At 63.3% G+C, this 19,480-nt stretch carries 24 protein-coding genes; 10 read left to right on the top strand and 14 right to left on the bottom strand.

Features of this window, described 5'->3' with window-relative positions:
- Positions 1–71 precede the first annotated feature (71 nt).
- The 4 genes from G6N68_RS23395 to G6N68_RS23410 all read right to left on the bottom strand — a co-directional run bounded on the left by G6N68_RS23395 (position 72) and on the right by G6N68_RS23410 (position 2,600).
- Positions 72–425: a hypothetical protein gene (locus tag G6N68_RS23395; protein WP_163717449.1), complete on the bottom strand. Its 354-nt coding sequence runs from the start codon at positions 423–425 to the stop codon at positions 72–74.
- 133 nt (positions 426–558) lie between these two features.
- Positions 559–1,014: an SRPBCC family protein gene (locus G6N68_RS23400; protein ID WP_163717451.1), complete on the bottom strand. Its 456-nt coding sequence runs from the start codon at positions 1,012–1,014 to the stop codon at positions 559–561.
- Between the two features lie 57 nt (positions 1,015–1,071).
- Positions 1,072–2,151 carry a CaiB/BaiF CoA transferase family protein gene (locus tag G6N68_RS23405; protein WP_163717453.1) on the bottom strand — a complete coding sequence of 360 codons (1,080 nt, stop codon included), beginning with the start codon at positions 2,149–2,151 and terminating at the stop codon, positions 1,072–1,074.
- A gap of 5 nt (positions 2,152–2,156) precedes the next feature.
- A complete protein-coding gene (locus G6N68_RS23410; protein ID WP_163717455.1) occupies positions 2,157–2,600 on the bottom strand; it encodes an SRPBCC family protein in 444 nt (147 codons plus the stop codon).
- A gap of 58 nt (positions 2,601–2,658) precedes the next feature.
- On the opposite strand from G6N68_RS23410, the gene G6N68_RS23415 reads away from it, so the two are divergent.
- The gene (locus tag G6N68_RS23415) at positions 2,659–4,344 is read left to right on the top strand and encodes an alpha-keto acid decarboxylase family protein (RefSeq protein ID WP_163717457.1); all 1,686 of its coding nucleotides are present in this window, start codon (positions 2,659–2,661) and stop codon (positions 4,342–4,344) included.
- A 122-nt stretch (positions 4,345–4,466) separates the two neighbouring features.
- On the opposite strand, the gene G6N68_RS23420 is transcribed toward G6N68_RS23415, so the two are convergent.
- From G6N68_RS23420 to G6N68_RS23435, 4 genes are all read right to left on the bottom strand, one after another.
- Positions 4,467–5,102: a fatty-acid--CoA ligase gene (locus G6N68_RS23420; protein WP_163717459.1), complete on the bottom strand. Its 636-nt coding sequence runs from the start codon at positions 5,100–5,102 to the stop codon at positions 4,467–4,469.
- Entirely contained in the window at positions 5,099–6,514 is a 1,416-nt protein-coding gene (locus G6N68_RS23425) for a FadD3 family acyl-CoA ligase (RefSeq protein WP_240355581.1), read from the bottom strand. Before G6N68_RS23425 ends, G6N68_RS23420 begins: the two co-directional genes overlap by 4 nt.
- Before the next feature lie 37 nt (positions 6,515–6,551).
- On the bottom strand, positions 6,552–7,742 hold the full coding sequence (locus G6N68_RS23430; RefSeq protein ID WP_163717460.1) for an amidohydrolase family protein: 1,191 nt from the start codon (positions 7,740–7,742) through the stop codon (positions 6,552–6,554).
- Positions 7,743–7,828: 86 nt separating this feature from the next.
- Positions 7,829–8,272 (bottom strand): lipoprotein LpqH, encoded by a 444-nt coding sequence (locus G6N68_RS23435; RefSeq protein WP_163717462.1) that lies wholly within the window; start codon positions 8,270–8,272, stop codon positions 7,829–7,831.
- Positions 8,273–8,383: 111 nt separating this feature from the next.
- On the opposite strand from G6N68_RS23435, the gene G6N68_RS23440 reads away from it, so the two are divergent.
- Both G6N68_RS23440 and G6N68_RS23445 read left to right on the top strand, forming a co-directional pair.
- Positions 8,384–9,139 (top strand): enoyl-CoA hydratase/isomerase family protein, encoded by a 756-nt coding sequence (locus G6N68_RS23440; protein WP_163718890.1) that lies wholly within the window; start codon positions 8,384–8,386, stop codon positions 9,137–9,139.
- On the top strand, positions 9,136–9,579 hold the full coding sequence (locus G6N68_RS23445; protein ID WP_503826935.1) for an Rv2576c family protein: 444 nt from the start codon (positions 9,136–9,138) through the stop codon (positions 9,577–9,579). Before G6N68_RS23440 ends, G6N68_RS23445 begins: the two co-directional genes overlap by 4 nt.
- On the opposite strand, the gene G6N68_RS23450 is transcribed toward G6N68_RS23445, so the two are convergent.
- Entirely contained in the window at positions 9,495–10,196 is a 702-nt protein-coding gene (locus G6N68_RS23450) for a TetR/AcrR family transcriptional regulator (protein WP_163718891.1), read from the bottom strand. The two genes, G6N68_RS23445 and G6N68_RS23450, sit on opposite strands and share 85 nt — an antisense overlap.
- A gap of 223 nt (positions 10,197–10,419) precedes the next feature.
- Between G6N68_RS23450 and G6N68_RS23455 the strand changes: the two genes are divergently transcribed.
- Positions 10,420–11,688: a cytochrome P450 gene (locus G6N68_RS23455; protein ID WP_163717464.1), complete on the top strand. Its 1,269-nt coding sequence runs from the start codon at positions 10,420–10,422 to the stop codon at positions 11,686–11,688.
- Positions 11,689–11,707: 19 nt separating this feature from the next.
- Here the strand turns inward: G6N68_RS23455 and G6N68_RS23460 are convergent, their stop codons facing one another.
- The 4 genes from G6N68_RS23460 to G6N68_RS23475 are packed head-to-tail and all read right to left on the bottom strand — an operon-like array spanning position 11,708 to position 14,170.
- Complete coding sequence (locus G6N68_RS23460) at positions 11,708–11,995, bottom strand: cytochrome C oxidase subunit IV family protein (protein ID WP_163718893.1); 288 nt, start codon at positions 11,993–11,995, stop codon at positions 11,708–11,710.
- The gene (locus G6N68_RS23465) at positions 11,995–12,573 is read right to left on the bottom strand and encodes a cytochrome c oxidase subunit 3 family protein (protein WP_163717466.1); all 579 of its coding nucleotides are present in this window, start codon (positions 12,571–12,573) and stop codon (positions 11,995–11,997) included. Before G6N68_RS23465 ends, G6N68_RS23460 begins: the two co-directional genes overlap by 1 nt.
- Positions 12,570–13,409, bottom strand: a complete 840-nt coding sequence (locus G6N68_RS23470) for a hypothetical protein (protein ID WP_371871714.1) — start codon at positions 13,407–13,409, stop codon at positions 12,570–12,572. Before G6N68_RS23470 ends, G6N68_RS23465 begins: the two co-directional genes overlap by 4 nt.
- A gap of 5 nt (positions 13,410–13,414) precedes the next feature.
- Positions 13,415–14,170, bottom strand: coding sequence for a hypothetical protein (locus G6N68_RS23475; protein ID WP_163717468.1), 756 nt, complete (start codon positions 14,168–14,170; stop codon positions 13,415–13,417).
- A gap of 88 nt (positions 14,171–14,258) precedes the next feature.
- Here G6N68_RS23475 and G6N68_RS23480 point away from each other — a divergent pair, with 88 nt between their 5' ends.
- From G6N68_RS23480 to G6N68_RS23490, 3 genes are all read left to right on the top strand, one after another.
- Positions 14,259–14,873, top strand: a complete 615-nt coding sequence (locus G6N68_RS23480; protein WP_263991940.1) for a TetR/AcrR family transcriptional regulator — start codon at positions 14,259–14,261, stop codon at positions 14,871–14,873.
- A 116-nt stretch (positions 14,874–14,989) separates the two neighbouring features.
- Positions 14,990–15,736, top strand: coding sequence for an Rv1363c family protein (locus G6N68_RS23485; RefSeq protein WP_163717470.1), 747 nt, complete (start codon positions 14,990–14,992; stop codon positions 15,734–15,736).
- A 95-nt stretch (positions 15,737–15,831) separates the two neighbouring features.
- On the top strand, positions 15,832–16,290 hold the full coding sequence (locus G6N68_RS23490; RefSeq protein WP_205351423.1) for a twin-arginine translocation pathway signal: 459 nt from the start codon (positions 15,832–15,834) through the stop codon (positions 16,288–16,290).
- Positions 16,291–16,381: 91 nt separating this feature from the next.
- Here G6N68_RS23490 and G6N68_RS23495 read toward each other — a convergent pair whose 3' ends face one another.
- Positions 16,382–16,801 carry a hypothetical protein gene (locus tag G6N68_RS23495; RefSeq protein ID WP_205351424.1) on the bottom strand — a complete coding sequence of 140 codons (420 nt, stop codon included), beginning with the start codon at positions 16,799–16,801 and terminating at the stop codon, positions 16,382–16,384.
- Between the two features lie 189 nt (positions 16,802–16,990).
- Between G6N68_RS23495 and G6N68_RS23500 the strand changes: the two genes are divergently transcribed.
- From G6N68_RS23500 to G6N68_RS23510, 3 genes are all read left to right on the top strand, one after another.
- Positions 16,991–17,791, top strand: coding sequence for an Rv1363c family protein (locus G6N68_RS23500; protein ID WP_163717474.1), 801 nt, complete (start codon positions 16,991–16,993; stop codon positions 17,789–17,791).
- Positions 17,791–18,408, top strand: a complete 618-nt coding sequence (locus G6N68_RS23505; protein WP_163717476.1) for an Rv1363c family protein — start codon at positions 17,791–17,793, stop codon at positions 18,406–18,408. The genes G6N68_RS23500 and G6N68_RS23505 overlap by 1 nt, the downstream gene beginning before the upstream one ends.
- Before the next feature lie 529 nt (positions 18,409–18,937).
- Complete coding sequence (locus G6N68_RS23510; protein ID WP_163717478.1) at positions 18,938–19,468, top strand: Rv2253/PknI dimerization domain-containing protein; 531 nt, start codon at positions 18,938–18,940, stop codon at positions 19,466–19,468.
- The last annotated feature ends 12 nt before the right edge of the window (positions 19,469–19,480 follow it).

Below are 19,480 nucleotides of genomic sequence, written 5' to 3' on the forward strand. Positions count from 1 at the left end.
CCAAGTTAGCAACGCAACGGCGTAAGGACTACGTAACTGAAATGCTCGTCGCGATCGCGCCGAACCAGCCTCTAGAGCAGCGCCAACGGTGCGGTCATGGTCAGCGCGATCAGCATCAGCACGAGCAGAAACCAACCGACGCCTTGCCAGCCCCACCAGCGTTCTCCACTCCGCCAAACCTGGTAAGTGCGAATGAACGCGACGACGCCGCCGGCGAACAGGATCAGCGGCGCGCCGAGGGCAAAGGATTGACGCTGCAACGTTTCGCAGTTCGCGAGGGAGTCCGGACCTGATCCGGACTTGCAGCCGCTCACCCACGCGAGAGTCAACGCCAGGACCAGCAGCGCAACACCAACGACCGCGACGCCGAAGCGCGCCGCCGAGCCGAACGTCCTCTTGTCCTGCTGACCGGGTGAATCGGACATGGTCGGGGTTTCCATGGGAGACCTAAACCGATCCGACCGCCGTCACACCGGCGCAGGTATCGCAAATCGGTGACATAGCCTTCGACTTCCCGCTCAGAGCGGGAACAAACGTGCGCTGCCGGTCAGATCAAGGCTATTCGGATTCGGCTACGTTGTGGTCACCGTCGAACCACTTGCGCAGCCCTTCAGTCGCGGACTCCAACACCGCCCTAGTCGCCCGCTTCACCACGAAACTCGGGATCAACCCGGACGGTTCGACGGTGATGTCAAACCGCACTCGCGACTTGTCGACGCCCTCCGGCTTGACGGTGTATTCGATGTGCTGGCCGTGTTGCTGAAACGTCTCTTTGGCGTCCCAGACCACCCAGTCCGGGCCCCAGTGGTATTCCAGGATCTCCCTGTCGACGATCCCCATGAGCTTGACGGTGGCCTTCACATGATGGGGCATCCCATCGGGATAGGAATCGATGACTTCTACGTGCTTATGCAGCGGAGACAGCTGCGGCAAGATGTCCACGTCTCGCAGCGCCGCCATGATCTTCTCCGGCGGCGCGTCGATCACGATTTCCCGCGAAGCTTGGACAGCCATTGCTGTCAAACTACAACGCTGTCAGGTTTGCGGACCGCGTTTGACGCAAATACTCCGTTACCACCCGATTTCTGAGAGCGGGGTGGTCGAACGCGGCGGCGCACCGACCGGTCCGGACGGGGTTCGGGAGAAACGCGGGGCTGGCGCAGCCTGCTCGACGCCGTGGGCGGTGATCACCGTCGAGCGCGCGGTCAGGTGCGCGTCACTGGCAGCCTCACTCCAGTTGAGCACCGGGGTGACGCAGGCATCCGTGCCCCCGAAGACCTCGGTCCACTCATCACGGGTGCGGCTGGCGAAGCGCTCTGCGAATAGCTCGCGCATCCGTGGATACGCGGCGACGTCGAGCTGATTGGGCACCTCGGCGGCCGACAAGCCCAACCCCTCGAGCAACGCCGCAAAAAATTGCGGCTCGATGGCGCCGACGGCCACGTACTTGCCGTCTGAAGTCTCGTAGCACCGGTAGAACGGGGCCCCGCCGTCGAGCAGGAAGGATTCTCGCCGGTCGCGCAGGCTGCCGATCGACTTCATGGTCCACATCATCTGGGCCAGCACGCTGACACCGTCAACCATCGCGGCGTCCACCACCTGCCCCTCACCGGAGCGTTCTCGTTCGTACAGCGCGGTCACGATGCCCAGCAGCACCAGCATCGAGCCGCCGCCGAAGTCCGCGACGAGGTTCAGCGGCGGCATCGGCGGACGGTCGGCGTACCCGAGGGCCGACAACGCGCCGGTGGCCGACAGGTAGTTGATGTCGTGACCCGCGGTCGACGCCAACGGCCCTTCCTGCCCCCACCCGGTGATCCGCGCGAAGATCAATCGCGGATTGACCGCGGCGCAGTCCTCGGGACCGATGCCGAGTCGCTCGCAGGTACCGGGACGGAAGCAGTCCAGCAGCACGTCGGCCTTCGCGGCCAGCTCGAGCAACAGCTCCGGTTGCGTCTTGACGTCCAGGTCGACGATCCGCTTCCCGCGGTGCAGTAGATCGCGATCCTCGGACGGCATCTGCAGACCACCGGGCCGACGCACCCGCACCACGTCGGCCCCCAGATCGGCAAGCACCATCCCGGCATGGGGACCGGGACCGATCCCGCCGAGTTCGATGACCTTCACCCCGGCCAGGGGCCCCCCGTCACTCACCGGCGCTACTTGCCCTTCTTCACTTTCAACACCCGCGAGCGCAGTTCCTGCGTGGCGGCGTCCATGGTCCCCTTGACGGCACGCTTGAGCACGAAGCCCGGCAGCGGCACATTCGGGTCCACGGTCACCTGGAACTTGACCAAGGTGTTGTCACCCTTGGGAATCAGGGTGTAACTGCCGTCCTGCGATTTCTGCTGGCCGGAGCTGACCAGCGACCAGCTCACCACGTTGTCATCCCACGTGTAGGCCACAACTTGCTCATCGGTAATGCCCGCCGTCTTCACCCGCATCTTGACCTTGCTGGGCCGGCCGTCTTCGCCGGTCTCCAGAACTTCTGCGCTTTCGTGCGGTCCCGACCATTCGGGCATCGCTTCGAACTCTGCGATGACGTCCAGAATCTCCTCGGGCGTGGCTTCGATGAGTATTTCGCGGGATTCTTTGATTGCCATGGCCCGCACGATATCGAACGGGCGTCCGGCCGGAAAGCACCTCTTTCGGCGTACCGTCATGATCGTGACTGATCCAGCGACCAACTCCGTTTACACCGTCGGCGACTACCTCCTCGACCGGCTGGCCGAACTCGGCGTCACTGAGATCTTCGGCGTGCCCGGTGACTACAACCTGGCGTTTCTGGACCACATCGTGGCCCATCCGAGCATCCGATGGGTGGGCAGCGCCAACGAGCTGAACGCCGGGTACGCCGCAGACGGCTACGGTCGGCTACGCGGAATGTCGGCTGTGGTAACGACTTTCGGGGTAGGCGAGCTGTCGGCGACGAACGCGGTGGCGGGCAGCTATGCCGAGCACGTGCCAGTCGTGCACATTGTCGGCGGGCCGTCCAAAGACGCTCAGGGTGCCCGTCGTGCGCTGCATCATTCCCTCGGCGACGGCGACTTCGAACGCTTCCTTCGCATCAGCCGCGAAATCACCTGTGCGCAAGCGAATCTCATGCCGGCAACCGCCTGCCGGGAAATCGACCGGGTACTGTCCGAGGTGCGGGAACAGAAGCGGCCTGGGTATCTGCTGTTGTCGACGGACGTGGCGCGCTTCCCCACCGAGCCGCCGGCAGCTCCGCTGCCCCGCTACACCGGCGGCACCAGTCCGCGCGCCCTGGCGATGTTCACCGAGGCAGCGCAGAAGCTCATCGGCGACCACCGACTGACCGTGCTCGCCGACCTGTTGGTGCACCGCCTGCAGGCCGTCGCTGAGCTCGAGGCGCTGCTGGTCGCCGACGTGGTACCCCACGCCACGCTGATGTGGGGCAAGAGCCTGCTCGACGAGAGTTCGCCGAACTTCCTGGGCATCTACGCCGGGGCGGCCAGCGCCCCTTGGGTTCGCGAGGCCATCGAGCAGGCACCGGTGTTGGTGACGGCCGGCGTGGTGTTCACCGACATGGTCAGCGGCTTCTTCAGTCAGCGCATCGACCCGGCCAGGACCATCGATGTCGATCAGTACCAGAGCAGCGTCGCGGGTGAAGTCTTCGCGCCGTTGGAAATGGGCGCCGCGCTGCATGCCCTGGCCTCGATCCTGACCGAGCGGGGCATAACGTCGCCGCCTGTGACCCCACCGCCGGCCGCACCTCCGCCGCCGACACCGTCACGGGACCAGCCGGTGACACAGGAGATGCTGTGGGACCGACTCTGCTCAGCCCTGACCCCGGGCAATGTCGTGCTGGCCGATCAGGGCACCTCGTTCTACGGAATGGCGGACCACCGCCTGCCGCATGGCGTCACGTTCATTGGCCAACCCCTTTGGGGCTCAATCGGTTACACGCTCCCCGCCGCTGTCGGGGCGGCAGTCGCGCATCCTGAACGCCGGACGGTCTTGCTGATCGGAGATGGCGCCGCCCAGTTGACAATCCAGGAACTCGGCACGTTCTCCCGCGAGGGTTTGTCGCCGGTCATCGTGGTGGTGAACAACGACGGATACACCGTCGAGCGGGCAATTCACGGTGAGACGGCCCCGTACAACGACATTGTGGCGTGGAAGTGGACCGAGGTGCCCCGCGCCCTCGGGGTGGCGGAGCATCTGGCGTTTCGGGTGCAGAACTACGGTGAACTCGACGACGCGCTCACCGCCGCGGCCACGCATCGCGACCGGATGGTCTTCGTCGAGGTGGTATTGCCGAGGCTCGAGATCCCGCCGCTGCTAGGCCAATTGGTCGGGAACCTGGCCCCCAAGGTCCCCCACTGAGGCCGTCGCTGGGTCAACATCCGACGCTCGACGCTCTGCGCCGAACGTGTGGGATATTGCCCCGCACCCAAAAATTCAGGGCCGCAGGGCACACACTCGAGCACGCAACTCGGGCGCGCCGCTTACTCCGTGTCGATACGCATCATGTCGGTGAGTCGCCCGACGAACAGCGGTGGGTAAGCGCCGAATCCCGCTCCGATCATCCATTGAGCCGCGGCATCGGGATGGTCGATCCACTCCCTGGCTCGCTCCTCGTCGGGAAACTCCTGCAGGATCAGGACCTCGCGCGGGTCGTCAAAGGCCTGAAACACCCAGGTCTTTCGGATACCCGCGGCGGTGAACCGGTCCATCGCAAGGTTGACCTCCGCACTGAGCGTCGACACATCGTCCACCGAAGCGATCGCGGCCACCACCACACCGGGAACCCTCGGCACCGACTGGGCGGCGGGCGGCACGGCCACAAACCGGTCGACGATCTCGCCCGCGAAAACGGCGGGGATGTCGTCGACGCCGACCGCGTCGAACCAGTCGAAGAAGATGCGCGACCTAAGCAGTTCCACGATCGGCTCGCGGCTGTGCACCCCGATCATCACCAGGACGCGGCCGTAGTCACGCGTTGACGTATAGACCAGAACGTGATGGGCGCCGATATCGGAAAGGGCGGACTGGTTTCGTTGCAGTACCGGCCACACTCGGGTCGGATCGGGGATCCGGTAATCGGATGCGATCACCATCGAGTGAATGTCGCCGTCGGTCACCGGAGTTGGTCCTTCATCACCTTGCCGGTGGCGTTCAGTGGCAGCGCGTCGAGGAACTCGATGGATCGTGGCGCCTTATACCCCGCCATCCGGTTGCGGCACCACGTGATCAAATCATCTTCGGAGACTTCGGCTTTCGGAACGACGAAGGCCTTCCCCACTTGGCCGAGGCGCTCGTCGGGAACCCCGATCACAGCGACCTGCGCAACGGCGGGGTGCTCCAGCAGGAAGCCCTCGATCTCGGCCGGATAGGCGTTGAACCCCCCTACGATGAACATGTCCTTCTTGCGTCCATTGATTCGCAAGCGGCCGTTCGCGTCCAGACTGCCGAGGTCCCCGGTGTGCAACCATCCGTCGTCATCGATCGCCTCCGCGGTGGCAACGGGATCATCGAGATAGCCTTGCATGACACTGTACCCGCGGACCAGCACTTCCCCGTCGTCAGCGATGCGCACCTCAACATCTTCGCAGGGTAGACCCGCGGTGGTCGCTACATCCGTGAACGAGTCGCCGGGCCGCGACAACGTGACATTGCCGGCTTCGGTGAGCCCGTAACCCGTCATCAACGTCTGGAACGGCAGTTCCGTATGGATCCGACGGACGAGCTCGACGGGGATGTCGGCCGCGCCCGTCACGGCCGCACGCAATGTCGAAAGCTTGGACTTGTCGGACACGGTCAGCAACGAGTGATACAGCGTCGGCGGGCCGGGCAGCATCGTGATGCGCTCGCGCGCAATGAGATCCACCACGGTGTCGAGGTCGAAAACGGGGACCGGCAGCATCGTGGCGCCGCGGAGGAAGGATGCGACGAGTCCCGCCTTCAACCCGAAGGTGTGGAAGTACGGGTTGATCATCAGGTAGCGGTCGCCCTCGCGCAGATCCGCCAGCGTCGCCCACTCGTCGTACATGCGCAGCGTCTGGCGGTGATTGAGCATCGCGCCCTTGGGCCGTCCCGTGGTGCCCGAGGTGAAGATGATGTCCGAAATGTCGGTGCCGCTCACCTGCCGCTGCAACGGTGAACCGCTGGCCAGAAAGTCGGATTTGAGGTCGATGACCGGAATTCCGGCGGGAACGGCTGAACCCGAGGCGTAGTCGAGACCCAGAAAGTCCTTCTGGACCAGGACGACCTTCGCCCCGCTGCGGACGATGATGTCGCCCGCCTCGTCGGGTTTGAACCGCGTGTTGACCGGCACCAGCACGCCGCCGACCGTCAGCAATCCGAATGCCGCGATGATCCACTCGGCCGAGTTGGGCGCCCAGATGGCGGCCCGGTCGCCCTTCTCGATACCGATGGACGCGAATGCCCCTGCGGCACAACGAATCCGATCAACCACCTGAACGAAGCTCAGCCGCAAGGTCCCGTCCACGACCGCCTCGGCATCGCCGAAGCGGTCGGCCGAGCTCAGGACCATCTCGGGGATGGTCTGCCAGGCTTGCCCGTTCAGGGCGTCAAACCGTGACGAGCCGAGACAGGTTCCCGCCCATGATCTTCGCTTGGTCGTCGACCGGCAGGTGCGACAGCGCGTTGACGTAGTACGTCGGCTCCGCCAGCCCTTCCGGGTGTGGCCAGTCCGAGCCGTACAGCACTTGGTCCACACCAACGAGGTTGATCAGATCGTCGATGCCGTCTTCGAAGAACGGGCTCACGTGGATCCGGTTCTTGACCATCTCGACGGGGTCGCTCGGGAAAACTTCCGGCGCCTTCCGGTAGACCTCGGCCAGGCCGTCCAGCAGCGGGGTCATCCACTTCGAGCCGGCCTCGACGATGGCGACCTTCAGCTTCGGGTGGCGGTAGAGCGCGCCGTGGATCACCCACGAACCCACCGCATCCTGAATCGGCCGCCATTCGTTGAGGATGCCCATCGCGTTGGTCTGGAACGGCAGCATTTCTTGCTCGGCGCCGTCCCACTCGGAGGTGTACCGGGAGTAACCGCTGTCGCTGGAATGCATGCCGACCAGCACGTCGTACTCGACGACGCGCTCCCAGAACGGGTCGAATTCGGGCACCGCGAACGACCGGGGACCGCGGAAGCCCGGGACCGGCGCCGGGCGGATCAGGATGGCGCGGGCGCCGCGCTTGACGGCCCATTCCAACTCCTCGATCGCCTTCTCGACGATCGGCAGCGTGATGACCGGGGTGGTGAAGATCCGATTCTGGTAGTTGAAGCCCCAGACCTCGTCGAGCCACTCGTTCAGCGCGTGGACCAGAACGTGGATGGCGACGGGGTCGTCGCGCAACCGCTCCTCGAGCAGGCTGGCCAGCGTCGGGAACATCAGGGTGCGGTCCAGACCCAGCTCGTTCATCTTCTCCAGGCGCGGACCGGGCTCGAAGAACGCCGGGATCGCCCGCATCGGCTCGCCGAACAGCTCGCGCTTGCTCTTGCCGTCCGGGTTGCCGTACTTGAAGTACTCCTCCCAGGCGCCCGGCCGGGCGACGACCTCGAAGGTCGGGTTGGGAATGTAATTGCTGATGTGGCCGCGGATCGCAATCTTGGTGCGCCCATTGATCTGCACGTACTGGACGTAGTCCTTGTACGCCTTGGGCAGGAACTTGGTCAGGGCCTCGGGCGGCTCGTAAAGATGGTTGTCCGCGTCAAAGATCGGAAACGGGACGTCTTCCCGGTGCGACAACTGGCCCATGGAACCCTCCTTCTTGATTTACGAGAATACTATTCTCTTAGTTGCCTGACCGCAACGTGCCCCCTGCCCACGAAGACTCGCAGCAGCTAGCACGAGACGGTGATCTTGAAGCTCGCAGTAACGGGATCATTCGGTTTGTCGAATTTGTAGCCGTGGGCCGTACCGGTGATCGTGAAAGATTTGCCGCTCACGCTCGTGTTGGCATCACCCTGGCCACCTTGCGAGTACATGCCGGTAAAGCCACTCATGTTCTGGATGCGCACGGACTCGGCCAACGGCTTGGCTCCGCGCCCATCCACGAAAACGGTGGCCCCGGCGAAATCGCCGCCGATGTGAATCTTCCGATACCACTGCACCTGACTGCACTTCACGACCGCGACGTTTGTGTTCTTTCCGTCGACAGTGACCGATGCCGTGCTGGAGAGCTCGGTCGGCGGTTGCGCGTCGCAGGCCCCGACGAGGGCGGCCACGAACACTGCACCGACTGCGGTGGTCAAGTGGGTGGTTAGGTGGGTGGTTCGGTGGCCCATTGATCCACCCCCATCCTCATCCAGGACGCACTTCGGCCTGCGACGATGATGCTATTCTCCGAATTGGAGAATGCCAATACCGGACGGCTTGGGCCCAAGGAGCAACGACGCATGGTGGACCTGGAATTCGACTCTCTTGTTCCGGGACTGGCTGTGCTCACCATCGATCGACCCCACGCGCGCAATGCGATCGCGTTGGACACCATGCAGCAGCTAGAAGAGGCCCTCGATGCCGCCGCCGGCGCTCAAGCACTGGTCATCACCGGCGCCGGCGATCGGGCTTTTGTATCGGGCGGCGACCTCAAGGAGCTGGCCGCGCTGCGGACCGTAGAAGACGCCTCGGCGATGGCCAAACGGATGCGGTCGATATGCGATCAGCTGGCCGGCTTCCCAGCGCCGGTGATCGCCGCGATGAACGGCCACGCTTTTGGCGGCGGCGCCGAAGTAGCTGTCGCCGCCGACATTCGGGTGGCCGCCGACGACATCAAGATCGCCTTCAATCAAGTGACGCTGGAAATCATGCCCGCCTGGGGCGGTGCCGAACGTCTCGCCGCGATTGTCGGAAAGGGCAGGGCACTGCTGCTGGCGGGCAGTGGAACCACCCTCGATGCCGCCGAGGCCGAGCGGATCGGCCTGTTGGACCTGGTGTTGCCCCGCGCATCGTTCGATGAGGGATGGCGCTCGGTGGCGAGGTCGCTGGCCCGCCACCCGGCGACGGAAATTAAGCGTGTAATCAGCGGAGTTTCGCCCGACGAGGCGATAGCATCCTTTGCACGATTGTGGGTTGCCGACGCACACTGGCAGGCCGCAGAGCGAGTGATGAACCGCACCGCCCGGCCGCGCCCGGAAGCCGGAGGAACGACATGACGTACAGGTTGTTGAGCGCGGGCTCGGCGATGTTAACCACTGCCCTGGTCGCTGTCTTGGTAGGGGGAGCGGGCGTACTAGTAGGCACCGGACGGGCCCACGCCGATGACCCGGCGATGCATCACGTCAAGTACACCGTTACCGCTAAAGACCCTATTTACGCCGACATTTACTACATCGACAAAGAGCCGCCGACCTTCGCCGACTACAGCCACAACCCCTATCAGTACGCACCGCACGTCAACTTCGACGTCGGCCCTGACAAAGCGTGGAGCTTTGAATTGGACCTGGCAAAGCCCGAGGTGTGGGCGATGGTCACGGCGAGCACGGGCACGGAACCGGGCACGCCGGGGCTTCATTGTGAACTGTCGGTGGATGGGGTCGTCGTCGTCTCGAAAGACGGCCCCAAGGGCGTGCTCTGTTCGATCCGGCACTGGTGAACAGCCCAGGACTGCGGGATGCCCTCAATCGGCTGCGGCTCGCCCTCGAGGCGGCGCAGATAACTTTCCACCAGCTCGCGGGTTTCGGCGTGCCCGGCGGACATGCCCACCGACTGCTCGAGCACCAGCATCCGCGACAAGCTGCTCATCAGCACCGCACACACCACCGGCGGCATGTCCTCACGGTCAACTCCGTAGCGCTCCAGTGCGGCCGCCACCGCCTTCCGCTCCTCCTCGCGGATACGCTCGGCGTAGTGGGCGAGTTCGGCTCGCATCTCCTTGCGGTGGTTGGCCAGCGCCATGAACTCCATCGAGATCCGGGTGAACCCCGGATCGGTGCCGTACCGCCAGATCGCCCACAACGGCTGCGGAGATTGCAGCAGTTTCGCCTGCACCTGAAGACCTTCCTCGGCGCGGCGGCGCACGACCGCCACGAACAGCTCCTCCATGGTGCGGAAGTAGTAGTGCACCAACTGGGGTTTCAGCCCAGCCTTGTTCGCGAGCCGACGCGACGTCACGGCGGCGTAGCCCTCTTCGATCATCAGTTGCTCGGCCGCATCGAGCAGCAGACCGCGGTTCTTCGCGTCCGGCGCCCCGATCCTGCGGGCCGATCTCACGAAATTCCTCCGTACCCTCAACGCTCGCCGACTAGCCACGCCGATCGTAGCCAGTGTGCCTGCCAGCTCGGCCGAGTCGCCTTGACCTCGACAATACCGCCATGCTAAGCAAGTGCTCAGCACACCGACGGATTCAGGGCGGCGCCAGGCTTGCGCCGCCTCGCAGTGGTTGGACAATTCGGCAGCGCCGGCAAAGCGGCCGGCTTCGGGAGGAACGCGCACTATGACCAGCACCTTCGAATCGATCGACTTCTTCACCGACCCATCCCTGGTGCCCGATCCGCACCCCTACTTCGACTACCTGCGCAGCCAGAATCCGGTCCTCCAGCTGCCGCACTACGGCGTCGTGGCGGTGACCGGCTACGAGGAAGCCACCGAGGTCTACAAGGACCCCGAGACGTTCTCGAACATCGTGGCGCTCGGGGGCCCGTTCCCGCCGCTGCCGTTCCAGCCCGACGGCGACGACATCAGCGCGCAAATCGAAGAACACCGCAGTTATTTCCCGATGTTCGAGCACATGGTCACCATGGATCCGCCGGAGCACACCAAGGCGCGGTCGGTACTGAGCAAGCTGCTGACGCCGAGCCGACTCAAGCAAAACGAGGAGTTCATGTGGCGCCTCGCCGACCGGCAGCTCGACGAGTTCCTCAGCAACGGCCAGTGCGAGTTCATCTCCGAATACTCCAAACCCTTTGCCACGCTGGTCATCGCCGACTTGCTCGGTGTTCCCGAAGACGACCACAGGGACTTCCGTAATGTCTTGGGCGCCGGCCAGGTCGGCTCGCTTGACCATGCGTCGGTCGGTATCAACCCGTTGGAGTGGTTGGACGACAAGTTCTCCGCCTACATCGAAGATCGGCGACGCGACCCGCGCGACGATGTCCTCACGCCGATGGCCACGGCGAAGTACCCCGACGGCTCCACACCCGATGTCATCGAGGTGGTACGCACGGCCACATTCCTTTTCGCCGCGGGTCAGGAGACCACGGCCAAGCTGCTCAGCGCCGCGCTGCGGGTGCTCGGCGACCGGCCCGACATCCAGCAACAGTTGCGCGATGACCGCAGCCTGATCCCGAACTTCATCGAGGAATCGCTGCGTATCGAAAGTCCGGTCAAGTGTGATTCGCGGCTGACCCGACGGGCGACCACGGTCGGCGATGTCGACATCCCGGCCGGCACGGTGGTGATGGTGCTACCGGGTGCCGCCAACCGCGACCCGCGCCGGTTCGATGACCCGCACGAATTCCGCCTGGACCGCAAGAACGTCCGCGAGCACATGGCGTTCGCGCGCGGTGTGCATTCCTGCCCGGGCGGCCCGCTCGCCCGCGTCGAGGGCCGGGTCTCCCTCGAACGCATTCTGGACCGCATGGCCGACATCAGCATCAACGAGGCCAAGCACGGGCCGGCCGACAATCGCCAATACACCTATGAGCCGACGTACATCCTGCGCGGGCTCAGCGAGTTGCACATCACCTTCACGCCGACGGGGTAATTCGCCCCCGTATTCGGAACTACCCGAGTGTCGACCCGACGATGTAGCAGCTGAATAGGCTCACGCCAACCAGCACCACCCAGGCGTCAGTCAGGCGGCACAGCACGGCAGGGGCGTGGCGCACTTCCATGAACTCCCGAAAGATGATGCGCACCTTGATCAGAGCGATGGCGATCACGCTCAACGTGACCACCACACTGGGCCCAGGCGATCCATCGACAGAGTGGTCGATCCACAGATAGGCCAGCGTCAACGACGCCAGGACCAACCAAGCAATCAGCAGCCTCTTGTTGAACCTGATCTCAATCACCTCACCACATACAGCAGCGCGAAAATGAGCACCCAGAGGAAGTCGACGGTGTGCCAGTAGGTGGCGCACGTTTCGACCAACTCCTGGGATCGGCGGGCCGGACTCCGGAGTTGATAGACGATGACCCCGAGGACGACGAACCCGATCAACAAGTGCACGAAGTGGATTCCGGTAAGGAAGAAGTAGTAGGTGAAGAAGTCGGCGCTGTCCGGCCCGTTTCCCGAGCCTCCCAACCGGACCCACTCGAAAACCTTGAAAAACAAGAAGATTGCGGCGCATGTGGCGGTGATATAGACATCTCGCAGCGCCGCCGGGTAGGCCCCGGCACGCGACGACTGGACACACCGCGCCACCGACCAGGAACTCAGCAGCAAGACGAGGGTGTTGAAAACGCCGATGCGTAGGTCCAGATGCGCCTGCGAGTGCAGGAACAGCTCCGGGCTGCGGGCACGATAAAACAGATAGATGCCGAAATACCCTGTGAAAACCAGCGTTTCGAACAACACGAAGGCCCACATGTCGGGCTGGCCGGGCACGAATCTGGCCCGCTTGTCGGTTCCTGCGACATCCGTCATTGCGCGGTCGCCAGTTTTGTCACCCTTTTGCGCGGCAAGTCGGGCAGGGGGCCGGTACCGAAGTCTTCGCGCCGGATCATCAGAAAGAGCATGACGATGAAAGTTACTTGGTAGACGCCGAACACGACCATGTCGAGCCACCAAGCGATTTGGCCATTCCAGGCCAACACGCCGCGTTGGAACAGCCAGCAGGGCGCCACGACGACCTCGGTGAGCGCATTGCACAGATTGAGGTAGCCGAACCACTTGGGGAACACTCGATTCTTGTCGATCAGAATCGCGACCATCCAGATCAGCGAACCGATCAGGAAGACTCCCATGGTGCCGTCGAACGACAGAAACGCGAAGTCGTAGAGCCAACCGATCGCCTCGGGGTTCCGCTCGGGTCGTAGCGTCCCGACGACCAGCGCGATGCACAGCAGAAGCAAGCCGGGAACCGCGGCCAATGAATAGATGAGCAGGTACGCATACCCGAAAGCGCGGCTGACCGACATGCGTCGCATCGAATGCGCGATGAGCGCGTTGTTTATCGCGGTCATGCCGGTGATGGCGAACACAACGCCCAAACCGATGGGTATTCCCAGTTGTCGTTCATGGAACCAGTGGACTTGCCTCGCGAGGTTCCAGGTGGGCTGCGGCGGGGGTTGGACTTGCGCCACGATGAAGACCATCGCAAAAAATACGATGTAAAAGGCGACCATGATCCACCACGCCACCCACAGTTCGCGCTTGGGGTTGTGCCGCAGGTGCCAGGCGATCCGGCGATGCAACCGGCCGGAGGGGGAACCGGTCTCAGCGTTGCTGCCCGACTCCGGCGGAGTCACTCGCGCGTCCAGCGTGCTCATACGCTGTCCAGTTCTCTTGCACGGCTTTGGGTGTCGGCACGCTCTCGATACACCGTCTGACCCAGGACGACGCCCATCACGACCACCCAGACGCCGATAGCGACGTTTTTCAACCAGAACGACAACACGCCGTCCCACGCCAGCGGACCGGACAACGAAGCGCCCACGAAAGCTGCCGGCACGAGCGCCGCGGCCACCAGAAGGTTGAAGTGGGCCACCCAGCGCGGCAGCACGAGGTTTGCAGGATCGTCGAAATAGATTGCCAGGGCAAGAATCACGCTTTGTCCGATCAAAAATGGAACCAAGACCGTGAAGGTGACCCAAGCGAAATCGTTGAGCAGTTGCGTCAGCTCCGGACTTCGTTCCGGACGAAAGGCGGCGAGCAGCCAGCAGACATTGGCGATGAGGAACAAGGTGGGGCCGCCGGCCACGCAACCCAGCATCGCGTAGGAGAGGATCGACGTGCGATGGGCCATCCTACGGATTTGCAGCACGATCAGCGTCAGGATCGGGATGAGGCTCGCACCGAACCAGTTGAACAGGATCATGCTGTAGCGGACGGCCGGCGCGTGTTCCTGATAGAACGCCGCGACCTGTTCCGCCGACATAGTCGGCGACATGGGCGGCATGAAGCCGGGGAACAACAAGAACGCGGAGATCCAGAGCAGCACCGTCGCGGGCAATGTCCACAGCAGGATCAGCTCGCCATCTATTCGCCTCGGTGCACGGCGCGCCTCACCGCTCTCGGACATGGGTGACTCCTTCCGACGGCATGGCCCGTCAGCGAAGCTAGCCGATCGGCTAGCGAGGGGTCAATAGCCGATCGGCTAGGCTCTGCGTGTGGTTGCTGATATTTCCAGGCAGTCCCCTAGCCGATTCCGTTTCGTCGCGCGCAGCGCAGCGCAGACGCGAATCCTGGACGCTGCCTTGAAATTGATCGCCGAGCACGGCGTCGGCGGCACATCGTTGCAGATGATCGCCGATGCCGTCGGAGTCACGAAGGCGGCCGTCTACCACCAATTCAAGACCAAGGAGCAGATCGTCGTCGCGCTCACGGAACGCGAACTCGGCGGGTTGGAGGAAGCGCTGGAGGCCGCCGAGGCCCACGACGACTTTCCCCAGGCGCGCGAGGTGCTGCTGCGCCGGGTTATCGACATGGCCATTGAGCGGCGGGGCGCGGCGAGCACCCTGCAGTTCGATCCCGTCGTGGTGCGACTGCTGGCCGAGCAGGAGCAGTTCCAGGCGTTCATTCGACGGCTCTACGGCGTCCTGGTCGACGACACCAGCGAGGACGCGCGGGTGTCGGCGGCCGTGCTCTCGGGTGCGATCGCGGTCGGGGTGATGCATCCGCTGGTTGCCGACGTCGACGACGACACGCTGCGCTCGCAGCTACTGCGGATCACCCACCGTCTCATCGGCGCGTCCGACGCGAGTCGTGACGGCACCAACGATTGATTCGCAGACGAGCACGCTGTTCAAACCCTTCGAGGCCTTTTCGAAGCCAAAGCGGGCTCGTGGGCTGGTGATAGCGTGGGTTTCCGTGCACGATGCGAAGCGACTAGGAGCTCACCTTGGCGTCACGGCGTCCGGCGGGGGGCCGTAACGCCACCAGCGCTGCCTTTGACCACGAGAAGGAAGTGGCCAAGGCGGAGCGAGAACTCGCCCGGGCTGAGGCTCGCGCCGAGGCGGCCCGTGCCCGCGTAGCACGGGTGCGTTGGCGTGCTTGGTCCCTCGAGAGCCCGGACGCCGACGACGGCGCCTTCGCCGGCTCTTATGACGACGACGAACCCCTGCCCGAGACGTCCAATAGCTGGCAGCCGCCCCGGCTCCAGCTTCCCGGACGGAAAGCCGGTGCGCTCGCGGCGGCGTGCGTGATTGTCGGCGCCTCGCTCGGGGCGAGCATGTTCATGGAGTTGGAGCACCGCGCCCTCACCCGCACGCAGCATCGCTCCGCGGAGTTCGAGGCAGCCGCGCGGGAGGGGGTCATAAGGCTGATGTCGATCGATGCCAACCACGCCGAGGAGGACATACAGCGCAACATCGACAACTCGACCGGAGAACTCAGGCAGCAATTGCGCGTCACGGGTTGGCCCCTGGCACAGCAGGTGGCGCAGTCGAAGATGAGCACCACGGCCATCGTCGACGCCGTCGCCGTCGAATCGACGACCGCTGACTCGGGAATCATCCTCGTCTTGGCGAGGTCCGACAGCTTCAATCCTGATGACGGCGAACGCGTGATGAAGACGTGGCGAATCAGCGTGAAAGTCACCCGCGTCGGTGACCAACTCAAGTTGGCGAAAGTCGACTTCCTGCAATGACGGTCGATCATCAACCCCGGCCTGCACCGGCGAAGGGAACGGCTGGAATCAGCGGTTGGATCCGCTGGTGCGTGGCAGCTTGGCAGCCGATTCTGGTGACCGCGTTGATCATTGGTTCGTTGGGACTCGCCGGCGGCACGTACTTCTTTCGGTACGAGCCGGATTCACAGATCGGTGACGCGGCCGTACAGCAGGCGGTCCGGGCGGCCACCGAGGGCACCGTGGCGATGCTGTCATATTCCGCCGAAAGCCTGGATCAGGATTTCGCCAGGGCCAAGTCGCACCTCACGGGTGACCTACTGGCTTACTACACCAAGTTCACCGAGGAGACCGTGGCGCCCACGGCGAAGGAGAAACGAATATGGGCTTCCGCCAAGGTGATTCGCGCAGCCGTTTCTGAGATACGTCGGGATTCGGCCGTCGTGCTGATGTTTGTCAACCAGAGCATCGAAACCAAGGAACAGCCTCAGCCGACGGTAACCGAGAGCAACGTCCTGGTGACGATGGCAAAGATGAACGGCTCCTGGCTGATCGCCAAATTCGACCCCCTCTGACACCACCGTCGTTGCATGGCCCGGTCGAACCAATTACGCGATCAACTCAGGGCATGACACCAAATCCCTCGTGGCCGTGGGACGCAAGCTCCTAGGTGTCGGCGCGCACCCAGGTCAGAATGCCGTCGTGGGCAAAGCAGATCAGGAACAAACCATCGGGCGCCTGCGCGACGTAGTTCTGGAAGTTTTGGCAGGCTGCGCCTTCTTCCTTGACACCCGCCATTGGAGGTGACCGGAACCATCGAGGCTGGTATCTCCTCGGCGAGCCGCAGAACATCAGCCGTCCGGGCTGCCCGGATGGCGGAACAACACTGTCGTCGACACCGAAGGCGTAGTAGGTGGTGTTGTCACACGGCGCGCCTAGAACCTGATGCGGCATGATGCCGGGGGTGCAGGCGGGATAGTCGCAGACGGTCGGCTCGGCCGAGGACTGCGGCGCTGCCAGCACACCGGAGCCGAACAGCGCGGCAACCACTGCCACGATGAATCGCACCCCATTACTTTGCCACATCTAAAAAGCAACTGAAAAGAACATTCTCCCAATTGGAAAGATATTCGAGCCACTAGCCGACAACGCCGGATTGCGCCCGAACCGCAACCCCTTTTGCGACCGGTCAAGCGAGCATTTCCGCATGTAGAGCCGCGAAAGCAGTTGCCTGACAGCGTTGAGCTCAGGCCTGCAGTGATAGGCTTTGAGCCTGTGCATGATCCGGAGGGGAAAGACGCCGACCATTCTGATGACCCGGCTAACGGCGTCGTAGCTCCCGTTTCGGTGGCGGACGTAGAAGACGAGGTCGCCAGGGCGGAAGCGCGCGCCGCCGCGGCTCGTGCCCGCCTCGCAAGGCTGCGTGCGGCGGCCGAAAAAGGCTCCGAAACAGATTCCGACGCAGGCGAAGTCGACGACGAAGTCGCATCCCGAGATGGCGAGCAGCGCCGCACGTTGTTGTCGCAGGCACGGCGGCCGCGACGAATCCGATTAGGGTCGCCGCGGCGTCTTGGCCGACCGAGGTGGCTCCGACGCCCAAAGTGGAAAACAGTAGCTGCTGTCGTCGGCATCGTGATCTTCTGCGTTTCCGTCGGCGCGAGCGGTTATATCGTGTCGCAGCACCGGGCCGCCACGCACAAACAACAGCTTGCCGCGGAATTCACTGCAGCCGCCCGAGAGGGGGTCACGGTGATGATGTCGATCGACGCCACTCGTCCCAAGGCCGACGTTCAGCGGATCATCGACATTTCTACGGGCGAATTCAAGAACCAAATATCAGCGATGTCAGCCCTCATGGTTCAGAAGGCGGAGGACACCAAGGTAAGCAGCAAGGGCACCGTCCAATCCGTTGCCGTCGTGTCGTTGAGCGACGATTCAGCGGTCCTGCTTGTCGCGGCGAGATCCGAAATCACCAACGCAGACAACACCCGTCAGCCACCTGCCATGTGGCGGATGAGTGTTGGCATCACGCGGGACACCGGTCAACTCAAATTGTCGAAAGTTGATTTCCTGTAATGACTGTCGAGCATGACTCGTCGCTGGACGGCACCGAAACCTCAGTGGCCGGCGAGGCGGAAACACCATCCGCTGCCTCGGGATCGGGTCGTACCAACGGGCTCGCCACTGTCAAGCGTTGGGCCCGTGGGTGTTTGGCCAGGTGGCGGTCAATACTCGCGACGATATTCGTTGTCAGCGCCGTGAGTGTCGCGGCAGGTCTGTACTTCGTTCTGTACCGGCCGGACCAGCAAGTCGGCGACGCGGCGGCACAACGGGCGATCCAGGTGGCGTCAGACGGTGCCGTGGCGGTGCTGACGTATTCTCCCGACAACTTGGACCGTGACATCGCCAGGGCGAAGTCATATCTCACCGGCGACTTCCTCGCTTACTACACCAAGTTCTCAGAACAGATCGCGGCGTTGGCACTGCAGAATCAGGTCACACAGACCGCCAAGGTGCTTCGGGCCGCCGTTTCAGAGATGCACGCGGATTCGGCCGTTGTACTGGTGTTCCTCAACCAGACCGCCACCAGTAAGGAGAAGCCAGAACCTCAGACGACCGCGAACATCGCCCAAGTGACGGTGGTCAAGGTCAACGGTTCCTGGCTGATCTCGAAAATGGATCCGCTTTCGTGACTGCGGCCCGTTTCAATGCCCCGATCCGCGTGGCTGGTTGGCCACAAAACACCGCACCCGGAGAGCGGCATCATCCGGCTTGACTCCCATGCCTATCAACGTGTGAACAATTTGGGCAGGGGGCATGCCATTATCGAAATCCGTCTTAATCACAAAAACGCTGGGAAACCAATTTTCTGCACTGACCCCTGGCGGCGGGGGCTTCGCGTCGCCTCCAAGGCACTGAACGTAACCATTGATGCCCGTGTCGGCGCGAGCAGTGGGCGCCCCCACCATCGGGGCGGTGAGCAGGATTGCTACGGCCGTGCTGACCGCCCCGGCGACAGAGACGGAACGCATCCTCATAAATGTCCACCCTATCGCGATAGGTATAGGGCGACATAGACCTTGAAACTGACCTTCTACATTTTCGGGCTCATTCGGCATCCGGTCGCTGGCGCGATATGATTCTCTCGCGCGAGAACGCCGAAACCGATGCCGGAAAAGCTGCCATAGGCACTGTCGGATCATTCGCGTCGAGGAGCATATTATGCGTTCAGTTCGAATACTCACCTCCGCAACGCTGGTTGCTGCCACGGTATTCGGTGGTTTGAGCACGGCGCTGGACCCGTTCACAGCCCAGGCAACAACCAAGGAGGAAGTGGCCATCAGCGGAACGTTCCGCGCCACGTCAGTTGGCGATTACGCCCAGAGAAATGACCAGTACTTCGCCGAGCCGACGGTCTACCAGACCTGGACCATCACCTCGACGTGCGAAACATTCCAGGAATGCCACGGCATGGTAACCAGCGACCAGGGATGGAGCGCTGCCCTGTATATGAATGATGGGCAGATGTGGAAGGTTAAACGCTCTGTAGCGAACTGGGAGCAGTGTGAAGACGGTACCGCGTTCCCCGGACAGCAGACCTTCTATTTCTATCCCGTGAATGAGTACGGTGGATTTCAACTCGGGTCTTCGACTTTTGCCGGTAAGGACAAGACGGTCGGCCCGTCCGGCGCCTGCGGACAAAACCAGTGGCTCGACATCACGATGCCGTTCCGCCTGGACAGAATAGGCTGACCCGGCGTTCCA

The sequence above is a fragment of the Mycobacterium bourgelatii genome (genome assembly GCF_010723575.1).
In the GTDB taxonomy this organism is placed as follows: domain Bacteria; phylum Actinomycetota; class Actinomycetes; order Mycobacteriales; family Mycobacteriaceae; genus Mycobacterium; species Mycobacterium bourgelatii.